Annotated in this window: 20 protein-coding genes; 7 read left to right on the top strand and 13 right to left on the bottom strand. The window is 53.8% G+C overall.

Annotated elements, in window-relative coordinates:
* Positions 1–205: 205 nt before the first annotated feature.
* The 3 genes from rpsI to zapE form a co-directional block, all read right to left on the bottom strand.
* On the bottom strand, positions 206–598 hold the full coding sequence (rpsI, locus tag O9K67_RS02760; protein ID WP_000829818.1) for a 30S ribosomal protein S9: 393 nt from the start codon (positions 596–598) through the stop codon (positions 206–208).
* A 15-nt stretch (positions 599–613) separates the two neighbouring features.
* Positions 614–1,042: a 50S ribosomal protein L13 gene (rplM, locus tag O9K67_RS02755; RefSeq protein ID WP_004868222.1), complete on the bottom strand. Its 429-nt coding sequence runs from the start codon at positions 1,040–1,042 to the stop codon at positions 614–616.
* A 243-nt stretch (positions 1,043–1,285) separates the two neighbouring features.
* The gene (gene zapE / locus O9K67_RS02750) at positions 1,286–2,413 is read right to left on the bottom strand and encodes a cell division protein ZapE (RefSeq protein WP_061492980.1); all 1,128 of its coding nucleotides are present in this window, start codon (positions 2,411–2,413) and stop codon (positions 1,286–1,288) included.
* 189 nt (positions 2,414–2,602) lie between these two features.
* Here zapE and zapG point away from each other — a divergent pair, with 189 nt between their 5' ends.
* The 3 genes from zapG to degS all read left to right on the top strand — a co-directional run bounded on the left by zapG (position 2,603) and on the right by degS (position 5,703).
* Entirely contained in the window at positions 2,603–3,001 is a 399-nt protein-coding gene (gene zapG / locus O9K67_RS02745; RefSeq protein WP_061492979.1) for a Z-ring associated protein ZapG, read from the top strand.
* A 169-nt stretch (positions 3,002–3,170) separates the two neighbouring features.
* Complete coding sequence (gene degQ, locus O9K67_RS02740) at positions 3,171–4,541, top strand: serine endoprotease DegQ (RefSeq protein ID WP_061492978.1); 1,371 nt, start codon at positions 3,171–3,173, stop codon at positions 4,539–4,541.
* Positions 4,542–4,635: 94 nt separating this feature from the next.
* Positions 4,636–5,703, top strand: a complete 1,068-nt coding sequence (degS, locus tag O9K67_RS02735) for an outer membrane-stress sensor serine endopeptidase DegS (RefSeq protein ID WP_061499737.1) — start codon at positions 4,636–4,638, stop codon at positions 5,701–5,703.
* A 69-nt stretch (positions 5,704–5,772) separates the two neighbouring features.
* Here the strand turns inward: degS and mdh are convergent, their stop codons facing one another.
* Positions 5,773–6,711, bottom strand: coding sequence for a malate dehydrogenase (mdh, locus tag O9K67_RS02730; protein WP_061492977.1), 939 nt, complete (start codon positions 6,709–6,711; stop codon positions 5,773–5,775).
* Positions 6,712–7,119: 408 nt separating this feature from the next.
* Between mdh and argR the strand changes: the two genes are divergently transcribed.
* From argR to yhcN (O9K67_RS02715), 3 genes are all read left to right on the top strand, one after another.
* Entirely contained in the window at positions 7,120–7,590 is a 471-nt protein-coding gene (gene argR / locus O9K67_RS02725; protein ID WP_061492976.1) for a transcriptional regulator ArgR, read from the top strand.
* Positions 7,591–7,967: 377 nt separating this feature from the next.
* Positions 7,968–8,231 carry a peroxide/acid stress response protein YhcN gene (gene yhcN, locus O9K67_RS02720; RefSeq protein ID WP_061492975.1) on the top strand — a complete coding sequence of 88 codons (264 nt, stop codon included), beginning with the start codon at positions 7,968–7,970 and terminating at the stop codon, positions 8,229–8,231.
* Between the two features lie 101 nt (positions 8,232–8,332).
* On the top strand, positions 8,333–8,596 hold the full coding sequence (gene yhcN / locus O9K67_RS02715; RefSeq protein WP_061492974.1) for a peroxide/acid stress response protein YhcN: 264 nt from the start codon (positions 8,333–8,335) through the stop codon (positions 8,594–8,596).
* A gap of 57 nt (positions 8,597–8,653) precedes the next feature.
* Here the strand turns inward: yhcN (O9K67_RS02715) and O9K67_RS02710 are convergent, their stop codons facing one another.
* The 5 genes from O9K67_RS02710 to aaeX all read right to left on the bottom strand — a co-directional run bounded on the left by O9K67_RS02710 (position 8,654) and on the right by aaeX (position 13,623).
* Positions 8,654–8,923: a barstar family protein gene (locus O9K67_RS02710; protein ID WP_061492973.1), complete on the bottom strand. Its 270-nt coding sequence runs from the start codon at positions 8,921–8,923 to the stop codon at positions 8,654–8,656.
* Positions 8,924–8,968: 45 nt separating this feature from the next.
* Positions 8,969–10,423, bottom strand: a complete 1,455-nt coding sequence (locus O9K67_RS02705) for an NAD-dependent succinate-semialdehyde dehydrogenase (RefSeq protein WP_061492972.1) — start codon at positions 10,421–10,423, stop codon at positions 8,969–8,971.
* 83 nt (positions 10,424–10,506) lie between these two features.
* Positions 10,507–12,474: a p-hydroxybenzoic acid efflux pump subunit AaeB gene (gene aaeB, locus O9K67_RS02700; protein ID WP_061492971.1), complete on the bottom strand. Its 1,968-nt coding sequence runs from the start codon at positions 12,472–12,474 to the stop codon at positions 10,507–10,509.
* A 5-nt stretch (positions 12,475–12,479) separates the two neighbouring features.
* Positions 12,480–13,412, bottom strand: coding sequence for a p-hydroxybenzoic acid efflux pump subunit AaeA (aaeA, locus tag O9K67_RS02695; protein ID WP_061492970.1), 933 nt, complete (start codon positions 13,410–13,412; stop codon positions 12,480–12,482).
* Positions 13,413–13,419: 7 nt separating this feature from the next.
* Positions 13,420–13,623, bottom strand: a complete 204-nt coding sequence (gene aaeX / locus O9K67_RS02690; RefSeq protein ID WP_061492969.1) for a p-hydroxybenzoic acid efflux pump operon protein AaeX — start codon at positions 13,621–13,623, stop codon at positions 13,420–13,422.
* 214 nt (positions 13,624–13,837) lie between these two features.
* On the opposite strand from aaeX, the gene aaeR reads away from it, so the two are divergent.
* Positions 13,838–14,761 carry an HTH-type transcriptional activator AaeR gene (gene aaeR / locus O9K67_RS02685; RefSeq protein WP_061492968.1) on the top strand — a complete coding sequence of 308 codons (924 nt, stop codon included), beginning with the start codon at positions 13,838–13,840 and terminating at the stop codon, positions 14,759–14,761.
* A gap of 36 nt (positions 14,762–14,797) precedes the next feature.
* On the opposite strand, the gene tldD is transcribed toward aaeR, so the two are convergent.
* The 4 genes from tldD to O9K67_RS02665 all read right to left on the bottom strand — a co-directional run bounded on the left by tldD (position 14,798) and on the right by O9K67_RS02665 (position 22,248).
* Entirely contained in the window at positions 14,798–16,243 is a 1,446-nt protein-coding gene (tldD, locus tag O9K67_RS02680; protein ID WP_061492967.1) for a metalloprotease TldD, read from the bottom strand.
* Between the two features lie 84 nt (positions 16,244–16,327).
* The gene (gene yhdP / locus O9K67_RS02675) at positions 16,328–20,137 is read right to left on the bottom strand and encodes an AsmA2 domain-containing protein YhdP (protein WP_061492966.1); all 3,810 of its coding nucleotides are present in this window, start codon (positions 20,135–20,137) and stop codon (positions 16,328–16,330) included.
* 58 nt (positions 20,138–20,195) lie between these two features.
* Entirely contained in the window at positions 20,196–21,665 is a 1,470-nt protein-coding gene (gene rng / locus O9K67_RS02670; protein ID WP_061492965.1) for a ribonuclease G, read from the bottom strand.
* Positions 21,655–22,248, bottom strand: coding sequence for a Maf family protein (locus O9K67_RS02665; RefSeq protein WP_061492964.1), 594 nt, complete (start codon positions 22,246–22,248; stop codon positions 21,655–21,657). The genes rng and O9K67_RS02665 overlap by 11 nt, the downstream gene beginning before the upstream one ends.
* Between the last annotated feature and the right edge of the window lie 5 nt (positions 22,249–22,253).

The raw sequence follows: 22,253 nt of genomic DNA, 5'->3' as shown, positions 1-22,253 counted from the left end.
AAAAAATGAACAATCCCAGCCATTTGGGCAGAAAATTGGATGATAGTTTACCAGATTTTGCGGGCTTTGTGGTGAGGGGATTCTGGAAATGCTGAAAAAGAAGAGATAATCAATCAATTACTGTGGATAAGATGATTTTTATCCATAAAAAAACCCGGTTTGCACCGGGTTTTTTCGCCAATCGTTCTGCCGAAGCAGAAACCAATTAACGTTTGGAGAACTGCGGACGACGACGTGCTTTGCGCAGACCGACTTTTTTACGTTCAACCTGACGAGCGTCACGAGTGACGAAGCCAGCTTTACGCAGTTCGGAACGCAGAGACTCGTCGTACTCCATCAGAGCGCGGGTGATACCGTGACGGATCGCGCCGGCCTGACCAGAGATACCACCACCTTTAACAGTGATGTACAGGTCCAGTTTTTCTACCATATCAACCAGTTCCAGCGGCTGGCGAACTACCATGCGAGCAGTTTCGCGACCGAAGTACTGTTCCAGAGAACGCTGGTTAATAACGATTTTACCGTTGCCCGGTTTGATGAACACGCGAGCGGCGGAGCTTTTGCGGCGACCAGTGCCGTAGTATTGATTTTCAGCCATTGCCTATAATCCCGATTAGATGTCAAGAACTTGCGGTTGCTGTGCCGCGTGGTTGTGCTCGTTGCCTGCGTAAACTTTCAGTTTACGGTACATAGCACGACCCAACGGGCCTTTTGGCAACATGCCTTTAACCGCGATTTCAATCACACGCTCAGGACGGCGGGCAATCATCTCTTCAAAGGTCGCTTCTTTGATACCACCGATGTGGCCGGTGTGGTGGTAGTACATTTTGTCTTCACGCTTGTTGCCGGTTACAGCAACTTTTTCTGCGTTCAGAACGATGATGTAATCACCAGTATCAACGTGCGGAGTGTATTCCGCTTTATGCTTACCGCGCAGGCGACGAGCCAGTTCGGAAGCCAGACGGCCCAGAGTTTTACCGGTCGCGTCAACAACATACCAGTCGCGTTTTACGGTTTCTGGTTTAGCTGTAAAAGTTTTCATTAAAAGCTTACCCAAATAAATTAGTTACACGTTGGTGAACACCCAAACGCTTAAATACAAGTGAGGTTCACACGACATTGTCCAGTAAACCCACCCCTTCGGATATGTTTAGCCGGCACACAAGTGTTTCGGGAAAAAAACCTTGTTGTAACGTGGGGTCGCAGGATTATAGAGAAGTCGGGGTCAAAGATCGACCCCTTTTTGTGATTTGGATTGGGATTTGTCGCGTCTTTTCCCGCCTCACTACGGCATATGTGTGCGTTTCAGATACTCCTCGCTCTGCATCTCCTGCAGACGCGATAAGCAGCGCTGAAATTCAAACTTCAGGCGTTCACCTTGATAAATCTCATGCAGCGGCGTCGCGGCGCTCACCACCAGTTTGACGTGACGCTCGTAAAACTCATCCACCAGCGCAATAAAGCGCCGAGCCTCACTTTCCATCAGCGGCGTCATCACGGGCACATCAAATAACAGAACGGTATGGAACAGCCGTGAGAGTGCAATGTAGTCGTGCTGACTACGCGCATCCACACAGAGCGTGGCAAACGACACCGCCAGCGTCTGGTTTTCCACGCCCAGGGTTGGCAACGGCCGGTGATTAATTTCCAGCTCCGGCGCTCGCTCGCGTTTTGCACCCGCCAGCGCCAGCCAGAGTTTGTCCATCTGCTGGTGAGTTTCATCATTAAGTGGCGTCAGCCACAGATGCGCCTGCGTTAACGTACGCAGGCGATAATCCACACCCGCATCGACATTCATAATGTCGCAGAACTGCTTGATTGCATCGATAGCGGGCAGGAAACGCGAACGCTGCAAGCCGTTGCGATACAGCTCATCTGGCGGAATATTCGAGGTGGCAACCAGCGTGATCCCACGCGCGAACAGCGCTTTCATCAATCCGCCAAGTAACATTGCGTCGGTGATATCCGACACGAAAAATTCATCGAAACACAGCACATCGGTTTCGGCTTTAAAGCGATCAGCCACAATTTCCAGTGGGTCTGTTTGCCCTTGCAGCGAAGTGAGCTCTTCGTGCACACGAAGCATAAAACGGTGGAAATGCAGGCGCTGCTTACGGGCTCCGGGCAGGCTTTGATAGAACAGATCCATCAGCCAGGTCTTCCCGCGCCCTACACCGCCCCACATATACAGGCCGCGTATTGGTGCTGGCGTGCGCGTATCGCGCTTGCCCAGCCATTTGCTGAACGTTGCCAGCAGTCGGCTGTTCTGCGGCGCGGCAGTTTCGCTACGGTCGATTAACGCCTGGTAAATAATATCCAGTCTATTAACCGCTTCTTTTTGCACATCATCCGGCTGATGACTACCCTCGTGCAGGGCATTTAAATATCGCGATGTCGGGGAAAGGCTTTGCATGGTGTTATTGTTGTTCCTTGAAAATCGATCCGCCCCCACAGGGTTGACGAAAAAAAGGCCGTTCTACACTACGCGATGCTGCGGCAGGATTCCACTTCTGCACTATTAGCGGTTATAGTGGCACTATCAGGCGCAGGCAGGAGCTTGCTGCCGGGACCCTACGGAATCACAAAACAACGGGAGAAGTTCATGACCTGGGAATATGCGCTAATTGGGTTGGTTGTCGGCATTATTATCGGTGCCGTGGGCATGCGTTTCGGAAACCGCAAATTGCGCCAACAACAGGCCTTGCAGTACGAACTGGAAAAAAACAAAGCCGAACTGGAAGAGTACCGCGAAGAGCTGGTGAGCCACTTTGCTCGCAGCGCAGAGCTTCTGGATAACATGGCACACGACTACCGCCAGCTTTACCAGCACATGGCCAAAAGCTCCTCCAGCCTGCTGCCGGAAATGTCCGCGGAAGAAAACCCGTTCCGTAACCGTCTGGCTGAATCCGAAGCCAGCAACGATCAGGCGCCGGTACAGATCCCGCGCGACTATTCAGAAGGCGCATCCGGCATGCTGCGCGGCAGCGCAAACCGCAAATAATCGCTCCTTTTCCTTATTTTTACGGGCGCGTATCGCGCGCCCGTCCCTTCTTCTGCATCGCAGCTATTATTTAGTCGTTCACCTCATTGTTACGCGGTTGAAATTTCAATAACATCAAATTGTTTTGGAGCGTCATTCCTTTCACTTCAGGTAACGAGAGCCAGCATCAATGAAGAAACCAACCCAGCTGTTGAGTGCGTTTGCGTTAAGTGTCGGGTTAACTCTCTCGGCACCATTCCAGGCGATGGCGGCGATGCCATCACAAGTGCCTGGCCAGGGTGCGCTACCAAGCCTTGCGCCGGTTCTGGAAAAGGTTCTGCCCGCCGTGGTGAGTGTGCAGGTTGAAGGCACGGCCGTACAGGGTCGGAAAATCCCTGAGGAACTGAAGAAATATTTCGGCGAAGAGATGCCGGATCAGCAGCAACCGCAACCCTTTGAAGGTCTGGGTTCCGGCGTCATTATCGATGCCGCCAAAGGTTATGTGTTGACCAATAACCACGTCATCAATCAGGCGCAAAAAATCAATGTGCAACTGAACGATGGGCGCGAGTTCGAAGCCAAACTGATTGGCAGCGACGATCAGAGCGATATTGCTCTGCTGCAGCTGCAAAACGCGTCTAACCTGACGCAAATCGCTATTGCCGATTCGGATACGTTGCGCGTGGGCGATTTCGTTGTCGCTGTTGGCAACCCGTTCGGCTTGGGTCAGACGGCGACATCCGGCATTGTCTCTGCGCTTGGGCGAAGCGGTCTGAATCTTGAAGGGCTGGAAAACTTTATTCAAACCGACGCCTCTATCAACCGCGGCAACTCCGGCGGCGCACTGCTAAATCTTAACGGTGAGCTGATCGGTATTAATACGGCGATCCTCGCACCGGGCGGCGGTAGCGTAGGCATTGGCTTTGCCATTCCCAGCAATATGGCGCAAACGCTCTCTAAGCAACTGATTCAGTTTGGTGAGATAAAACGCGGCCTGCTCGGTATTAAAGGCACGGAGATGAGCGCAGACATCGCCAAAGCCTTTAATCTCAACGTTCAGCGTGGCGCATTTGTCAGCGAAGTGTTACCGAATTCCGGATCTGCAAAAGCAGGAATCAAATCCGGTGATGTGATTGTTAGCCTGAACGGGAAGTCTTTAAACAGCTTTGCTGAGCTGCGTTCACGTATTGCCACCACAGAACCCGGTTCAAAAGTGAAACTCGGCATTCTACGCGATGGTAAACCGCTGGATGTGGAAGTGACGCTGGATAAAAGCACCTCCTCTTCCGCCAGCGCGGAGCTGATTTCTCCCTCCTTGCAGGGTGCAGAGTTAAGCGATGGCCAGCTTAAAGACGGCACCAAAGGCATTACCATTGGCGAGGTAGAGAAAGGCAGCGCCGCTGCGCAGGCCGGTCTGCACAAAGATGATGTGATCATTGGCGTGAACCGCGATCGTGTGCAATCCATCGCGGAAATGCGCAAAGTGCTGGAAACGAAACCTTCGGTAATGGCGTTGCATATCATCCGCGGAAACGACAGCATCTATTTATTGCTGCGTTAAGCGTTTCCCCTTCCCGGGCATCACCGCCGCATGTGATGTCCGGGTAACTCATGGTATGCTGCTGCCGTTCCCTCTTATTAATGACTATCCCATCATGTATGTGAAGCTTTTACGCTCGGTTGCAATCGGTGTTGTCGTGGGTGGCCTGATCATCGCCGCCATGCCTTCGTTACGCCAGCATAACCCTCTGATGTCACGTCAATTCGACAGCGCAGACGAAACACCCGCCAGTTATAACCAGGCGGTTCGTCGCGCGGCGCCCGCAGTGGTGAATGTCTATAACCGCAGCCTGAATAGCTCCACCCATGACCGCCTCGAAATCCGCACCCTCGGTTCTGGCGTAATCATGGATCAACGCGGCTATATCATTACCAACAAACACGTGATTAACGACGCAGACCAGATCATCGTCGCGTTGCAGGATGGTCGTGTGTTTGAGGCGCTGCTGGTCGGTTCGGATTCACTGACCGATTTGGCGGTACTGAAGGTTAACGCCACCGGCGGACTGCCGGTGATCCCCATCAATGCCAAACGCACACCGCATATCGGTGATGTGGTTTTGGCTATCGGCAACCCGTATAACCTCGGGCAAACCATTACCCAGGGGATTATCAGCGCCACCGGTCGTATCGGCCTGAACCCTACCGGTCGGCAAAATTTCCTGCAAACCGATGCCTCCATCAACCACGGTAACTCCGGTGGTGCATTGGTTAACTCGCTGGGTGAACTGATGGGCATCAACACCCTTTCCTTCGATAAAAGTAATGATGGTGAGACGCCTGAAGGCATTGGTTTTGCGATCCCCTTCCAGCTGGCTACCAAGATTATGGATAAGTTGATTCGCGATGGCCGGGTAATCAGGGGCTATATCGGTATTGGCGGTCGGGAAATCGCTCCATTGCATTCGCAGGGCGGTGGCATCGATCCGATTCAGGGGATTGTCGTTAACGAAGTCTCAACCGATGGGCCAGCCGCGCGCGCAGGCATCCAGGTGAATGATGTGATTACGTCCGTGAACGGTAAACCTGCGGTTTCAGCTCTCGAAACCATGGATCAGGTCGCGGAAATTCGCCCGGGTTCGGAAATCCCGGTGGAAGTGATGCGTGATGATAAGAAGTTGACCTTCAAAGTCACAATTCAGGAATACCCGTCGACCAATTGACGACAACAAAAAACCGGAGCGACAGGCTCCGGTTTTTTTTCGCTTCCCGCCATCGCGGGGCTACAGCTTTTAGCGGTTAACGAAGTCAACGCCAAGCTGGATGTCTTTATGTAGCGTCTCCAGCATGCCTTCAAGCGACTGCTGCTCAAATGCGCTGAGCTTACCGATAGCATGACGCTCTTCGATACCGTTTTTCCCCAGACGCAGCGGTTGTGCAAAGAAACGCGCATACTCGCCGTCACCTTCAACATACGCACATTCCACCACGCCTTGTTCACCTTGTAGCGCGCGCACCAGCGACAAACCAAAACGCGCAGCGGCCTGGCCCATAGAAAGTGTTGCAGAGCCGCCACCCGCTTTCGCTTCAACCACTTCTGTACCCGCGTTCTGGATACGTTTGGTCAGATCAGCGACTTCCTGCTCAGTAAAACTCACGCCCGGAATCTGTGACAGCAGCGGCAGGATGGTGACGCCAGAGTGGCCACCGATCACCGGCACTTCAATAGTGCCTGGCTGTTTGTTCTTCAGCTCGGCGACAAAGGTATTAGAACGGATGATATCCAGCGTGGTCACGCCAAACAGCTTGTTCTTATCATAGACACCGGCTTTTTTCAGTACTTCAGCAGCAATAGCCACGGTGGTGTTCACCGGGTTGGTGATAATGCCAATGCAGGCTTTTGGCGCGGTTTTCGCCACCTGCGCCACCAGATTTTTGACGATACCCGCATTCACGTTGAACAGATCGGAGCGATCCATACCCGGTTTACGTGCGACGCCAGCCGAAATCAGGACGACATCAGCCCCGACCAGCGCAGGGGTAGCGTCTTCGCCGGCAAAGCCTTGAATGTTCACATCGGTCGGAATATGGCTGAGATCCACAGCGACCCCTGGCGTGACAGGGGCAATATCATAGAGTGAGAGTTCTGAACCAGAAGGCAGTTGTGTTTTCAGTAGTAGGGCTAGCGCCTGACCGATACCGCCGGCCGCGCCGAGGACTGCGACTTTCATCCTAAACTCCTTATTATGGTTAGCTAAATATTTTGTTACTCCGTTGCGGCGACCTTAATTCACCCTGATAATTATGACAATGACCCTGCAAAAATTCTGCGGACTGGCACACTGTTAGATCTTATAGTAGGTGGATACGACCGACAGATCGGCAAACTAAGCAACTAACACAGAGAGTTTATAATATAGCTCTGTTGTTCACCAAAATTACATCAACTTTATAACATTTACTTTACTTTCAAATGTTATTTGCGACGCAGGACACAAGCCACTGTCCTTCATGGCAGTTTTTGATAAACTCCGCGCCTTCCACGGTTTTTTTCAGAATTTACCTCAGCAGATTATTTGCATAAAAATTCATCAATATGCATAATGATGTTGTTTTCATGGCCATAATACGGGTGACTTATGCGAAGCTCGGCAAAACAAGAAGAATTAGTTAAAGCGTTCAAAGCGCTGCTTAAAGAAGAGAAATTCAGTTCTCAGGGAGAAATTGTTCAGGCGTTGCAGGATGAAGGCTTCGACAATATTAATCAGTCCAAAGTATCCCGCATGCTGACCAAATTCGGTGCGGTGCGCACACGCAACGCAAAAATGGAAATGGTTTACTGCCTGCCGGTTGAACTTGGCGTCCCGACCACATCCAGTCCGCTGAAAAACCTCGTGCTGGATATCGACTATAACGACGCGGTGGTCGTGATCCACACCAGCCCGGGTGCTGCGCAGCTTATTGCACGTCTGTTGGATTCTCTGGGTAAAGCAGAAGGGATCCTCGGCACCATCGCCGGTGACGACACCATCTTTACTACGCCTTCCAGCAACTTTACCGTTAAACAACTGTACGAAGCGATCCTGCAAGTCTTCGAACAGGAGCTTTAATCGCTTTCCCCCCGGTTTTTACCGTGGGGGAATGTTCGGCTTTTCTTCCCCTCACCCCGACATTTCACCACGCTTACTTTAACAGTTAGTGCGATTTATCGTTTCGCTTGACCGCTCCAGCGCATACCACCGCACAAAAAATCAAATCCAGATATCCATATGATTTTATTAACTATCGTTAAGTAATTTATGCTGCAGCGGTGATTTTTTATGCCTCAAGGTAATAAAAAAGCACATCCTTTATTCCGATAATTGAGAGTTATAATTAGCTTGGTATTAATTCTTTGCGTGATTAGTGTATACTTGATTTTGTGATGAGGGTCACGAAATAAGACCCCCGAAGAAATTAAAGCAAAGAATACGACGAGGTAAGCATCATGAATATCAAATCAACTGTAGCAACACTGAGCCTGCTGTCAGCACTGTCATTCGGCGCATTCGCCGCTGATTCCATCAATGCGGATCAGGCACAATCCCGCCAGTCTCTGGGCACCGTTTCTGTTGGCGCGATCGCCTCTTCTCCGATGGATATGCGTGCTGAGCTGAACAAAAAAGCGGAAGCACAAGGCGCATCGGCTTACCGCATCATCGAAGCCCGTACCGGTGACCAGTGGCACGCTACTGCTGAACTGTACAAATAAGTTTTACCAATAAACCCTATGTAATGTCGCTCAACAGCACCAGGCATAAAAAAAGTGGTTCAATCCTTCTCGCTGTTGAGACGCTCTTAAGGAGACTGACAATGAAACGTAATCTGATCATCGCATCCCTTGGCCTTGCTTCACTGATCTCTTTTGGCGCAAGCGCCGCCACCCTGGTCACTAACGATCAGGCCAGCAACCTGCAACCTATGGGCAGCGTCTCTGTATCACAGGTAGCCGGTGTGCCGATGGATATTCGCCAGGAACTGTCCGCAAAAGCTGACGAGGCGGGTGCCAGCAGCTATCGCATTATCGAAGCACGTACGGGCGACCATACGCACGTAACGGCGGAACTGTATAAATAAACCCTCGTCGTCTTGTCCGACGACTTGCCCCTGCCTGTCAGGGGCTTTTTTTTGCCTTCAGCGAACGTTAAAGCGCAACTGACCTTCCAACTCCTCTTCAGCTTCGTCGAACAGCAATATCAACGCACCAAAACGGCGACGCTGTTTTTCCGGTAAATGCGTAAACTCAATCTCCACCGGTAACGGTAACTCCCCTTCCATCACCACGTCCCACAATGAATCCAGATCGTGAATTTTCTCGCGATCAATAGCGAACTGGTGGGTAAATTCACGATAGAAAGCACGTTGATCAACAATGTTTTTAAAATCGAACGTATAGGTTTTCATGGTCTCCGCCCCCCGCCAACGGGGCGGCATCCGCCGCCCGTAACGTTACAGTCCCCCGAGATGCAGGGTTTTCACTTCAAGGAATTCCTCCAGTCCCAGCACCGATCCTTCACGGCCCAGCCCCGACTCCTTCACCCCGCCAAATGGCCCCAGTTCCGTTGATACAGCGCATTCGTTAATGCCGATCATCCCGCTCTCAAGCGCCTGCGAAACACGGAATACCCGCTGCAGATTCTGCGTATAGAAGTAGGCCGCAAGACCAAAAGGCGTGGCATTAGCCCGCGTCACGACCTCCTCCTCCGAGGTAAACCGGAAACAGGCCGCCACCGGACCAAATGTCTCTTCCTGCGCCAGTTTCATACCGTCACTGCAATCGCCCAGAACCGTGGGAAGCCAGAAATTACCCCCGAGGCTATGAGGTTTGCCGCCCGTCAGCACTTTCGCGCCTTTGGCCACCGCATCGTCCACATGCTCGCGCACTTTCTCCACGGCGGCAGGTTCAATAAGCGGGCCAACGACTACCCCCTCATCCAGACCATTCCCAACCTTCAGCGCGCTCACTGCTGCGCTCAACTTCTGGGTAAACTGCTCATAGACCGATTCATGGATATAAAAACGATTAACGCTGACACAAACCTGACCGGCATTACGGAATTTATTAGCAATCGCCCCCTGCACCGCCGCGTCGATGTCCGCATCTTCAAACACGATATAAGGTGCGTTCCCGCCAAGCTCCATCGACACTTTCTTCATCGTTTCGGCGGCATTGCGCACCAGCGTTTTACCGACAGCGGTCGAGCCAGTGAACGAAATCTTGCGCACGTCATGGCTGGCCATAATTGCATCGCTGATTTCAGCGGTATTGCCGGCAACGGCATTCAGCACACCATCCGGTACTCCCGCTTTTTTTGCCAACGTCAGCAAGGCAAACGCGCTAAGCGGCGTGTTATTGGCAGGCTTGATGACCCCGGTACAACCCGCAGCCAGCGCTGGTCCCAGTTTGCGCGTCAGCATCGCCATCGGGAAGTTCCACGGCGTAATAGCCGCCACCACACCGACGGGTTCTCGGGTCGCCAGGATCCGCGAACCGGGCTTAATCGGGGGAATAATCTCCCCGTTGGCGCGTTTGGCCTGCTCCGCAAACCACTGAATAAAGCTGGCGGCATATTCCACTTCGCCTTCGGCTTCTTTCAAGGGCTTGCCCTGTTCGGTGGTCATCAACCGACCCAGCCAGCTTTTATTTTCAATGATCAATTCATACCAGCGATAAAGAATGGTGGAACGTTCTTTCGCGGTTTTCGCCCGCCATGCGGGAAAGGCCCGGCTCGCAGCGGCGATGGCCTCTTCCGTCTCTTTTTTGCCTGCTTTAGCAACTTTCGCAATGACTTCACCGGTGGCGGGGTTCAGAACGTCAAATGTGGTAGCCAGCGATTTCCAGACGCCATCAACCAGATAACCGGTCTGAAAAAGCGCGTTATCCTGCAGTGCCTGCGTGGTCATTTGTCCTCCTGATCGGTGATATGTGAAATCTCTTCCCAAGTATAGACATAAAAAAACCGACGCTTTTGGCGTCGGTTCTGTGTTTAACTGCGGGTAAGCGCATGCTGGTATTTCCGTAACATGCCTGTCAGCCGGTGTACAGGCTCTGTAACCTGCGGCGGAGCATCCCAGTGGTGCAATTTATGCTGGTAAATGTCCAGCTCATCCAGTAACTGCGTAAAACTGAGCTGGCGCTTATTATCGTTACTGGCAGAAATGACCTGCGCGGCGGTACGACGTAGCTGCCGGTGAAACGCCGAGAGATCGTCATTAATCGGTACAGGCGCATCGCGCAGGCGCTGGTGAGCAATAATCAGCGTTAATGCCAGACGAAACTTCGCTATATCGCCGGGAAATTTGTTCAACAGCAGAAAAAGCTGCTGGTACAGCGCAGGCAAATGGTTCTCTTTACGGCGCGCAGCATTGGTGGTCATCGCCGACACCGCCGCCGACACAAACTGATTCAACAACATGCGTCCGGTGCGTGCTTGCGAATTATCCCGCACCAGCAGCAGCACCAGCATCGCCAGCACCACACCCACCAGTTGCCCCAGCGCATTATCCAGAAACTGGCTGAACTTAAAGGTCATGGGGTTATCCAGCACCAGGATATTAATGGTTCCCGCCAGTGTCGCCATCGAGCCCAAACGCCGTTTCTGCACTTCTATGCCAATGAAGAACGCAAGCACCGCCATACTGATACAGAGCAGCAGCATGCTTTGCTGGGTCGAAGGCAGGATCACTAAGTAATAGAACGACCCGATAGGCAACGCCCATAACATGCCGTATATAAAGTCTTTTGCCACCATTTTCGGATTAGGCAAACGCATCGCCAGTGAGGTGACAACGGCAATCATCACCATCGAACCGCTGCCAGATGTCCAGCCCGTCCATAACCAGAACAGCGTCCCAAGCATGCATGATAATGTCGTGCGCCAGAAGTTAACCATCGCATGATGGCGCTCCGCCGATTCCGGTTTCACCACCGTTTCGCCCTGCAACACCTCTTCTTCAATGGTGCTGATCTTCGCATTACCCATCACGCCACGTTTCAGCAGCAGATAGCGGGTTGCCGCGCCAACCCAGCTATAAATGGTCACCGGCGTCTCCCGCTCACCGGTCCAGGCGATCACGCGACGCATTCTTTTCATCTGTTTGTGAACATCCTGCACACTGTCGACCGGCTCATTGAACAGATCGCGGAAGGTGTCCGTGATCAGCTCCGGGCGAGTATTTTGAATCAGGTACGTTTCGCATGCCTGCGTGATTAATGTCAGCGACAGAGTATTTATCACCTTCAGGCGTCGGTTAGCACGCCCCCAGCGGGAAGACTCAATTTTCAGGTTGGTGCGCATGCCCTCCAGCGCGGTCGTCCGGCGCACCAGGGCGGCCCAGGCTTTGTCGACTTCTTCACTGTCGCCATGTTTGATGCACAACTGCATCAGTTGATAGTGTGCCACCAGCAGACTATCCAGTTCGCGGTCAATTTCCTGCTTAATTGAGCGCGGGGAAAACAGCAGATCGGCGACAATCGCACAGAGAATACCCACGACAATTTCGCTGCAACGTTCAACGGCAAATTGCGGGGCCAGCAGAGGTTCAGTTTGAATGGTGACGACAATAATTAACGCGGTGTAACCCGCCAGTCCCCAGGCATAGGAGTTTTCGACGCGCACCAGCGAAGAGACCCAGGTGCAAAACCCGGCCCAGATACAGCACACCATCAGCATCAGCAGCGGGGTGCGGATCAGCGTGATAATAATGGTTAATCCGGCAATACAACCAATAAAGGTGCCGACAATGCGCAACATCCCGCGATAACGGATCGCACCGGAATAAGGTTCGCCGCCAGCGGCAAAGGCCGGCCCCGCAGCAACAATAGCAGCGGTCAGCACCGCCCAGCGTGGCGTTTCAAGTTGAAAGTGAAAACCGACGAACAACGCCAGCACCACGGCAAAGGCCAGTTTGAAGGCAAAACGCAGATGCTGGCTGGCAATTGAGAACAGCCCCATAGCGATTACCCCAGCTCACGCAGACGATGCGCCATTTTGCGGAAGAAAGAGTCCTGGCTTTCATCGCGATCGGATTGCCCCGTCACCACCACTGTCGCGGTCGTGCCCGACGGCCACAGGTTCCCATGTTGCTGATCGAGGCGGATACGCACCGGCACACGCTGTGCCAGACGAACCCACTCCAGATTGGAGTCAATGGTTGCCATTCCTTTGCTGTCATTGCTGCTACTGGCATTCGTTACCCCGGCGGCAATGCTGTCCACGGTTCCTTTCAATACCTGATTACTGCCCAATGGGGTAACTTCCGCCCGGTAACCCGCGCGCACACCTTCCAGTTTGGTCTCTTCCATATAAGCCAGAACATAGAACGTGTTCTGCTTCACCAATGCCACAGCGGTAGAACCACGGGTGATAAACTCACCGGCGTAAACGTTAAGGTTGGTGACCCAGCCATCCGCCGGGGCGCGAATAATCGTGCGTTCTAGATCCAGCTTCGCCAGGTCGCGGGTCGCAACGGCTTTTGCTAACTGATGCAGTTCGGTTTGCAGCGTATTATTGGCCTGGTCGATTTCCTCTCGCGACATCGCCTGCACGCCCAATTGGTTACGACGCCCGGCTTCACGGCGTTTTTCGCTGACCAGCGCTTCGTAATAGGCGACATCCGCCTCGTCTTGTTCCAGGGCTTTTTGATAGCGCGGCTGATCGATAGTGAACAGAACTTGTCCCTGTTTCACCAGTTGGTTGTCATGCACATTGACTGACGTTACCAGACCGGTGACATCCGGCGCGATGGCAACGACGTCAGCGCTAAAACGTGCATCGCGCGTCCAGGGCGATTCAGTGTAATAAACCCAGGCGCGGAAGATTGCGATGAATGCCAGGATAACCAGTACCATCGTGATGGCGGTACGGGTGATATTTCTTGTTAGTGTTTTCACATCTACCTCAAACAAACAGGCGCGACAGCAGATAAAACAGGCAGCAGTAGAGCGCGGTATTAAATAACGCCGGGTGCCAGACAAAGTCGTAGATCCCGGTCGGGACCAGCACACGGCGCACCAGCCAGAAGATCGCCAGTGACAAAATTAATTCGAAAAAAATCGGTGGGAACGATAAACCGAACACCACGATTACGGGAAACAGACTCATGTTGACCTTGATTAGAGAGCACGCAGGTGACAATTTTTCTCACGTCACCGCAGGAGTAAGGGCAAGGAAAGCCAGGCGAGAGTGACGCGTTTTTTCTTACCCTGATCGGGCTTAGCCGCCCCAGGGTGATTATTCAGCTAACAGTATATTAACGTAACTGTTATGCTGTTATCTATATAATGTGATCTAAATCACTTTTAAGCCAGAGTGAATAATGGAACGACTAAAGCGGATGTCGGTATTTGCCAAAGTGGTGGAGCTGGGCTCTTTTACCGCCGCTGCCCGACAGTTACAAATGAGCGTTTCGTCCATCAGCCAGACGGTGGCAAAGCTGGAAGATGAGTTGCAGGTAAAGCTGCTTAACCGCAGCACGCGCAGCCTGGGGCTGACCGAAGCCGGTAAAATTTACTACCAGGGCTGTCGAAGGATGCTGCATGAGGTACAGGATGTACACGAGCAACTTTATGCGTTTAACAACACACCTATCGGCACGCTGCGCATTGGGAGTTCTTCAACCATGGCGCAAAATGTGCTGGCAAAAATGACAGCGGATATGCTGAAAGAGCATCCGGGGTTGTCGGTTAACCTGGTGACCGGCATCCCGGCACCGGATCTGATCGCCGACGGGCTGGATGTGGTGATCCGCGTTGGAGCATTGCAGGATTCCAGTCTCTTCTCCCGCCGTCTTGGCGCAATGCCGATGGTGGTCTGCGCTGCCAAAAACTATCTTGCCCAATACGGCATTCCTGAAAAACCCGCCGATCTGGCAAATCACTCCTGGCTGGAGTACAGCGTGCGCCCGGATAATGAGTTTGAGTTGGTCGCGCCGGAGGGGATCTCCACGCGGTTGATCCCGCAGGGGCGTTTTGTCACCAACGATCCGATGACGCTGACGCGCTGGCTGACCGCCGGAGCCGGAATCGCATTTGTGCCGTTAATGTGGGTGATCGATGAGATCAACAATGGCACGCTGGAGATCCTGCTGCCGCGTTATCAATCGGATCCCCGCCCGGTTTATGCGCTGTATACGGAAAAGGATAAGCTGCCGCTCAAGGTGCAGGTGTGTATTAACTATCTGACGGATTACTTTATCGATGTGGCAAAGGTTTACCAGAGTATGCAAGGCCGCAGTGTGTGATGCTCCCCTCCCGTAAAGGAGAGGAGCGGTGAGCCATTATGCCGTGCCGCCGACGGTGAGTTTGTCCACTTTCAGCGTCGGCTGTCCCACGCCGACCGGTAAGCTCTGGCCCTCTTTGCCGCAAACGCCAACGCCGTTGTCCAGCTTCAGGTCATTACCCACCATGGAGATCTGCTGCATCGCTTCAATGCCGGAGCCAATCAGCGTCGCGCCTTTTACCGCTTTGGTGATCTTGCCTTTTTCGATCAGGTAGGCTTCAGAGGTCGAAAACACGAACTTGCCGGAGGTGATATCCACCTGGCCGCCGCCAAAGTTCGGCGCATAGATACCATAATCCACCGATTCAATAATTTCCTGCGGCGTGGATTTCCCTGCCAGCATATAGGTGTTGGTCATGCGCGGCATCGGCAGATGCGCATAAGACTCACGACGCCCGTTACCGGTAGGTTTAACCCCCATCAGACGCGCGTTCATTTTGTCCTGCATATACCCTTTCAACACACCGTTTTCGATCAGCACATTGTACTGGCCCGGCGTACCTTCATCGTCAATAGCAACCGAGCCGCGGCGGTCAACAATGGTGCCGTCATCCACCACGGTACAAAGTTCAGAGGCGACCAGTTGCCCCATCTGACCACTGAACACTGATGTGCCGCGACGGTTGAAATCGCCTTCCAGACCGTGACCGACCGCTTCGTGCAGCAGCACGCCAGGCCAGCCAGCGCCCAATACCACCGGCAACGTGCCCGCGGGCGCAGCAACAGCAGAAAGATTGACCAACGCCATACGTACGGCTTCTTTGGCCCAAGCATCTGCGCGTACGTCGCCATCGACCTCTTGCAGGAACCAGTCATAACCAAAACGACCACCGCCACCGCTGGAACCACGCTCGCGCTTGCCATCATCTTCAACCTGAACGCTAACCGACAGACGCACCAGCGGACGCACATCCGCCGCCAGCGTACCATCGGTTGCCGCCACCAGAATCAGCTCATAAACACCGGTCAGACTGGCGGAAACTTCCTGCACGCGCTTGTCCGCCGCCCGGGCAACGTTATCCACACGGCGCAGAATATCCAGTTTCTCTTCGCGGCTCATACTTTGCAGCGGATCGATGCTGGTATAAAGGCGCTGATGCTCCACCGCCCCCAGGGTTTTCACCTTCCCGTCGCCCTCTTCACGCACGATGGTACGTGCCGCCTGTGCGCTCTGCTCCAGCGCCAGCAGGCTGATTTGGTCAGCATAGGCGAAACCGGTTTTCTCTCCACTCACGGCCCGCACACCCACGCCCTGGTCGATGTTATAAGAACCATCTTTGATGATGCGGTCTTCCAGAACCCAGGATTCGTGATAGCTCGACTGAAAATAGAGATCGCCGTAGTCAAGACGACGCGCGGTCAGTTGGCCAAGAATGGTAAACAGATCCTGATGGCTCAGGCCATTCGCTGCCAGCAGTTGTTCACTCACCAGATTAAGACTCATCATTATTTTCTCGTCGTTGCCGCCACTTCGGGCAATAAAAAATGCGATATAAGGAGCTTGAGGCAATTCGCTGATGCCGTCAAATCATTGCTTTTTATCCGTCCGCGCCTGGCGCAGGACTTCGTTGATCTGCGGCTGATCCACCGGACCGGTAATGCGGTAACGCAGAATCGAGACTTTATTCCACAGCGGCCCCAGAACTTTGCTGGCGGCAAACACCGCTGCGCCAACAATCGGGTTAACCGCAAATGCCGCCGCGACGCCAACGGTAGCGGAAATTTCCGGTGCGACGACCGCTTCAACATCCAGTTCCCGCCGGACCAGGTCCACCGAACCTTTCATGGCGATATCCGCTTCCAGGCCGTCCACCAGCGTATCGTCGCTGTGCAGCACACCATCTTTGATCCACGCAGTACTGCGAATCGAGTCGAACCAGAAACCCTCACTGCTGAATGTGTCACTAAAATCCAGACGCAACTTTCGCAATAACGAATCAACACTGAACAGACGCAATAGCTGCCCGGCATGGCCGGTGCTGATATCGGTGATTTGCCCCTTGCCCAACCGCGTACGCAGGATACCGTTGAGCGACTCCTCCTGCGGCTCCCAGGGTGGGTTACGCCAGTGCAGGTCATAGTTGATATCGAAAGAGGAACCCCGTACAGGCGTTGGCACGCCGAAGAAACCCATTGCCGAATCGAGCTTATCGCCGCGCAGAGCGCCTTTGATGGAGGTACGCTCATCACCGGCTTTGTTCACCCACTCGCCTTCAGCTGTCAGGCGTGCAAGACCGCTATCGACCAGACCACCAACCAGCGTCATCGTCTCGCCTTTAATGGCGAAATCGCCGTCAATGCGGCCATATTTTTGCCCCCACAGCCAGCACTCTGCGCAGCGTAACTGCAAATCGGGCCAGCCGGTAAAATCCACCCGGGTCTTGCCACGCAGCAGCGTTGAAGGCGACGAAATATCATCATCATTGGGCTCGGTGCTTGACGGGTTGTAGTAGAGATAACGAATTGCAGCCAGCCACGGCGCATTATCACGCAGGGTCAGTGTCCCGCTAATCTCCCGCCCTTGCGCTTCGATCAGCGAGCCGGAAGCCTGCGGTTGCGACACGATACTCAGGTTATTCCACTGCTGTCCGCCCAGCGTCAGCGCCGGCGTGCGCAGGGTGATGCTTTGTGGGAACGTGGTGGTATTACTAACATTGTTCGCCACCCCCTGGCGTAACAAGCCCAGCCATTGCGCGCCATTCATCGCCGGAAGGTTTAATTCCAGCCCGCTCTGATCCGGTAGCGGAGGCACGGTTCGGCTGTCTGACGTCCAGATCCCACGATCAAGCCCCAGCTTGTTACTCAGCAACCAGCGGCTATTAAAATGGTTGGTGCTGCCCGCGTTCCCGGTGAGATCAAAACTGTGCAGATTCCCTTCCACCTTCAGCTTGACCGGCAGCGCTTTGCCCGCCGGTTTGTCCAGCGGCGGCGGTAAGGTACTGGCGAGATTATTCAGATTGCCATCAATGTTAACTTTATAGGTCGCACCAGACTTATACGGTAACTCGATGCCGACATCGCCTTTCCACGCGACACTGCCGCGCAGCGCATCATTGAGCTGTGAGGGTAAAACGCCGGTGCGCGCAGGCTGCCAGTTACCGTCCAGATTCACCGCCACCTGATAGGCTTTGTCGCCTTCGGTGGTTGAGAAATTCACATTTAGCGGCTGGTTAAACCAGGTGGCCTGTAGTGGCTCGCTCTGCAGATTGCCGTTAACAAAGCTGAATTTGCCGCTGAGATCCTTCAGAGTGCTATTAAGCGGTTTGATAAACAGGCCGTTATTACGCAACATGACCTCGCCTTTGGCGGTCGTCCTCTCGCCGTCCAGCGGGATATCAAGATGTAAACGAGCATTCACGTCGCCATCAACTTGCAGCTCTTCCAGCGCGTTGCCAAGAGAGTCATGCAGCGGCGTCTCTTTAAAATAGGGTCCCACCGCCTTGCCAGGCCCGTTGATATCCGCATCGATGAGCAGTTTTTCTTTTACATAGTCCGGGATATTCGCGGTCAGATTACTGGCCGTCACGCCGCCGAGCGCAACGTTATTGCTCTTCATCCACAGGCCATCGTTAATAAAATCGAGCTGAATATCGAGATTTTTCAGCGCCGGCCAGTCAGGCTGGAAAGCAAACGTCGCGTTACGCAGCGGTACCAGTACTTCAAACTGGCCTTCATTGTGTTTATAAGGGAAGAGACGCGGGTTGCCCCCATAGACCAGCGTGGCATCTTGCGCCTGCCCCCCCTGAATGGCGGCGCTGAGATAATCCACCAACGCTTTACCCATCAAGTTTTCCGGGAAATAACGCCATGCCTGACCGCCATCCGTAACGTTGATCCCTGCCAGAATGCCGAGCCAGGGCTCATCATCCTGCGGCTGAAGATAACGGAAACCACCATGAGCATGAATGGCATTGGCCTGCACATCGATGTTGCGCCCATCGAGTTGAAAACCGTGCTCGTTCTGCTGCCAGTTCAGCGTAGCCTCGCCCTTTTCAATCTCCAGCGGCGCGCGGAACACGGTCTCATACGGCATCTTTGCTTTCGCCATATTCACGGTCAACCGCCCGTCGTCCATGCTCCCTTCAAGTGTTCCGCCCAGATGCTCCACACCTGGCAGTAGCTGCCACTGTTTCCAGGCGATATCTTTCCAACGCGCCTGGAAACGCGTTTTACCGGGAGACTGCAACGGAATATCCAGCGCTAACTGTTCCAGCAGTCCGCTGGGCTGCATCGTGCCCCAGATGTTGTAGAGCTGTGGCGAGATTTTTTCGGCAATCGGCAGCAATCCTTCCAGCCTGCTGAGCTCAAGATTGCTGGCACGCACGCGTAACTCATCGCTCTGAACGCCGCCTGCACCGCCAGTCTGCTGTGCCGGAACCCAGGCAAAACTCAGCGAACCTTGCGGCCAGGTACGATCGTCAATAGCAATGCGTGTGGCAGGTACATCAAACTGCCACCCCTGCTGCTGGCGCGACACATGTACCGTAAGGTTATCCACCGTCATCCGGTGCACCGTGTTATCCCCTTGCCAGCTGGCACCGCCCCGCTTTAACCAGACATCGCCGCTTTCGACCACGCCTTTATTCAGCGCCATCCAGCCTTCCAGGCTGAAACGCGCGCTATTGAGCGCAACGTTGTCGCGCATCCATTCGCCAAGCCAGGGTTTGACATCGATATCATCCGCCTGCAACCAGACACGCCCATTGTTCAGTAACCCGTTGTCATCACGCAGGTCCATTCGCACCTGCATAATGCCGTGTTGGCCGGTCAGACTGGAAAGACTGACTTGCCCTTCTGCACGGTGTCTATCGTTACTGTTGAGCCAGGTTAATTGCGGGATCGCCAGTTCGGCACGTTGACCGGAAAGGGTCAGGAAGCTGATGCGGCTGTCACGCAGATCAAAGTGATCGAACTGACGCAGGAACAGATCGCTCATGCGATCCGTCTCAAGGGTGTCGCTCGTATCGTTACGTTGCAGCGGCGTATTGGTATGTGCGACCAGTTGCCAGAAGGTAAGATTGCGGAACTGCCAGCGCAGGTGCAGCAGGCTTTGCCAGATATCCAGCGCCAGGGTTACACGTTTAATGGAGAGGTCGCTGCCGTCTTTCATCGCGGCGTGGATATCGCGCACTTCCAGCTCAGGGCCGAAATTTTCCCAGCGCGCCTGAATCTGCCCGGCCTGCACCACTATCCCCGTGCGGGCTTCGATCTGCGCCAGAATCTGCGGGCGCCAGTTATCCAGATGGGGAAGGACAAGGCGTAACCCACTCACCAGCAGCGCCACGATGACAATCAGCGTCGCTCCTGTAAGCAGCAATATCCCCGGCAGTCGCCTCACGCCTCTCTCCTTGTCAACCCAACAACCAGACCCGCTCGTGTCGCAGCGCGCTGCGCAATCACATCATTACTACGTCGAACTGTTCCTGATTATAGAGCGGCTCGATTTGTACTTTGACCTGTTTACCGACGAAGATTTCCACCTCCGCCAGCGCGTGTGACTCTTCGCCTTTCAGTGTCTCGGCCACCGCCGGAGAAGCGTAAACCAGGAAGCGATCGGAATCGTAAGCATGATGCACACGCACAATCTCGCGCATGATTTCATAGCACACGGTTTCCACCGTTTTTACGGTGCCACGGCCATGACAGGTCGGACACTCATTACACAGAACATGTTCCACGCTTTCACGCGTGCGCTTGCGGGTCATTTCCACCAGCCCAAGTTGGGAGAAACCATTGATGCTGGTTTTCACCCGATCCTTGCTCAATGCCTGCTCCAGAGAATGCAGTACGCGACGGCGATGATCCTCATTATTCATGTCGATAAAATCGATAATGATAATGCCGCCGAGGTTGCGTAAACGCAGCTGGCGGGCGATCGCCTGCGTGGCTTCAATGTTAGTGTTGAAGATAGTGTCGTCGAGATTACGATGGCCGACAAACGCACCGGTATTGATATCCACCGTGGTCATCGCCTCGGTCTGATCAATGATCAAATAACCGCCCGATTTCAGCTCAACTTTCCGCTCCAGCGCCCGCTGAATTTCGTTTTCCACATCAAAGAGATCGAAAATCGGCTGCCGCCCGCTGTAGTGCTCAAGCTTGCTGGTCATCTCCGGGATGTACTCCGCAGTAAACTCCAGCAACGCTTCAAATGTCAGCCGGGAGTCAACGCGAATACGGTCGAGATGGGCATCGGCGAAATCGCGCAGCACACGCTGTGCCAGCGCCAGTTCGCCATACAGTTTGCAGCGCGACTGCTGGCGCTTTTTGCGCTCCATCACCTTGGTCCAGACGCGCTTCAGGTAGGCCGCATCAGAGGCGAGATCCTCTTCACATACGCCCTCCGCCGCCGTGCGAATGATAAAACCGCCCTGCTCATCGCAATAGGCTGCCACGACCTGCTTGAGGCGCTCGCGCTCGGCTTCACTTTCAATACGTTGGGAAACCCCCACATGTGCAGCACCTGGCATAAACACCAGATAACGTGAAGGGAGGGTAATGTCCGTGGTCAGGCGTGCACCTTTCGTACCGAGGGGATCTTTCACCACCTGCACCATCAGATCCTGTCCCTGACGAACCAGCTCGGAAATATCGCGGACGGTGAAGTTCTTCTGCTCTTCTCCGGCGACGCATTCAGTGTGCGGCATAATGTCGGAAGCGTGAAGGAATGCCGCCTTTTCCAGACCAATATCTACAAAAGCCGCCTGCATACCCGGCAGAACCCGGCTAACCCGACCTTTGTAGATATTGCCTACTATCCCGCGCCGTGCTTCACGCTCGATGTGAATTTCCTGAAGGATACCGCCGTCAATATACGCGACGCGTGTTTCCGATGGTGTTACGTTGACCAGTAATTCAGCCGTCATGATTATCTCTTCCCTCGCGCAGTGCGTTAAAATTGCTCAGCAATTCCCAGGTTTCTACCAGCGGTAACCCCATAACGGCATGATAGCTACCGTTAATCTTCCTGACGAAACAGCCGCCAGCGCCCTGAATACCGTAGGCGCCCGCTTTATCCAGTGGCTCGCCGCTGGCAACATAAGCGGCGATATCCGCGTCTGACAACACTCTGAAGGTCACTTCCGTTTCCACCAGGCAATCGAGCAGATACTGGCTGTCCGCCAGCGCCACCGCAGTCATCACCTGATGTGTTTGCCCGGAAAGCTGACGCAACATACTGGCAGCATGCGAGGAGTCTTTCGGTTTTTCAAGCACTTCACCATTAAATATCACGATGGTATCGGCACCCAACACCGGCAGATCCTGCGTTGCCATCGCCACGCCCGCCTGCGCTTTTTCTCGCGCCAGCCGCGTTACGTATTGCCGGGCGGATTCCTGCGCCTGACGCTGTTCTTCAATGCCCGGAATAATGCGCCTGAACGTTACGCCCAACTGGGTGAGCAGTTCCTGACGACGAGGGGAGCCGGAAGCAAGCCAGATATCTGTCATAAAAA

This window comes from Kosakonia oryzendophytica, assembly GCF_027886705.1.
Taxonomy (GTDB): Bacteria; Pseudomonadota; Gammaproteobacteria; order Enterobacterales; family Enterobacteriaceae; genus Kosakonia; species Kosakonia oryzendophytica.
Note: the sequence above shows the minus strand (reverse complement) of the source record. Positions and strands in the feature narration are given on the sequence as shown.

What these genes read in the sequence shown, in the direction of transcription:
- aaeB (WP_061492971.1), bottom strand. Translation starts at nt 12,474, where the DNA reads ATGGGGCTGTTCTCAATTGCCAGCCAGCATCTGCGTTTTGCCTTCAAA.
- argR (WP_061492976.1), top strand. Translation starts at nt 7,120, where the DNA reads ATGCGAAGCTCGGCAAAACAAGAAGAATTAGTTAAAGCGTTCAAAGCG.
- yhcN (WP_061492975.1), top strand. Translation starts at nt 7,968, where the DNA reads ATGAATATCAAATCAACTGTAGCAACACTGAGCCTGCTGTCAGCACTG.
- degQ (WP_061492978.1), top strand. Translation starts at nt 3,171, where the DNA reads ATGAAGAAACCAACCCAGCTGTTGAGTGCGTTTGCGTTAAGTGTCGGG.
- tldD (WP_061492967.1), bottom strand. Translation starts at nt 16,243, where the DNA reads ATGAGTCTTAATCTGGTGAGTGAACAACTGCTGGCAGCGAATGGCCTG.
- aaeX (WP_061492969.1), bottom strand. Translation starts at nt 13,623, where the DNA reads ATGAGTCTGTTTCCCGTAATCGTGGTGTTCGGTTTATCGTTCCCACCG.
- rplM (WP_004868222.1), bottom strand. Translation starts at nt 1,042, where the DNA reads ATGAAAACTTTTACAGCTAAACCAGAAACCGTAAAACGCGACTGGTAT.
- O9K67_RS02665 (WP_061492964.1), bottom strand. Translation starts at nt 22,248, where the DNA reads ATGACAGATATCTGGCTTGCTTCCGGCTCCCCTCGTCGTCAGGAACTG.
- O9K67_RS02705 (WP_061492972.1), bottom strand. Translation starts at nt 10,423, where the DNA reads ATGACCACGCAGGCACTGCAGGATAACGCGCTTTTTCAGACCGGTTAT.
- zapG (WP_061492979.1), top strand. Translation starts at nt 2,603, where the DNA reads ATGACCTGGGAATATGCGCTAATTGGGTTGGTTGTCGGCATTATTATC.
- mdh (WP_061492977.1), bottom strand. Translation starts at nt 6,711, where the DNA reads ATGAAAGTCGCAGTCCTCGGCGCGGCCGGCGGTATCGGTCAGGCGCTA.
- degS (WP_061499737.1), top strand. Translation starts at nt 4,636, where the DNA reads ATGTATGTGAAGCTTTTACGCTCGGTTGCAATCGGTGTTGTCGTGGGT.
- yhcN (WP_061492974.1), top strand. Translation starts at nt 8,333, where the DNA reads ATGAAACGTAATCTGATCATCGCATCCCTTGGCCTTGCTTCACTGATC.
- rng (WP_061492965.1), bottom strand. Translation starts at nt 21,665, where the DNA reads ATGACGGCTGAATTACTGGTCAACGTAACACCATCGGAAACACGCGTC.
- aaeR (WP_061492968.1), top strand. Translation starts at nt 13,838, where the DNA reads ATGGAACGACTAAAGCGGATGTCGGTATTTGCCAAAGTGGTGGAGCTG.
- zapE (WP_061492980.1), bottom strand. Translation starts at nt 2,413, where the DNA reads ATGCAAAGCCTTTCCCCGACATCGCGATATTTAAATGCCCTGCACGAG.
- O9K67_RS02710 (WP_061492973.1), bottom strand. Translation starts at nt 8,923, where the DNA reads ATGAAAACCTATACGTTCGATTTTAAAAACATTGTTGATCAACGTGCT.
- rpsI (WP_000829818.1), bottom strand. Translation starts at nt 598, where the DNA reads ATGGCTGAAAATCAATACTACGGCACTGGTCGCCGCAAAAGCTCCGCC.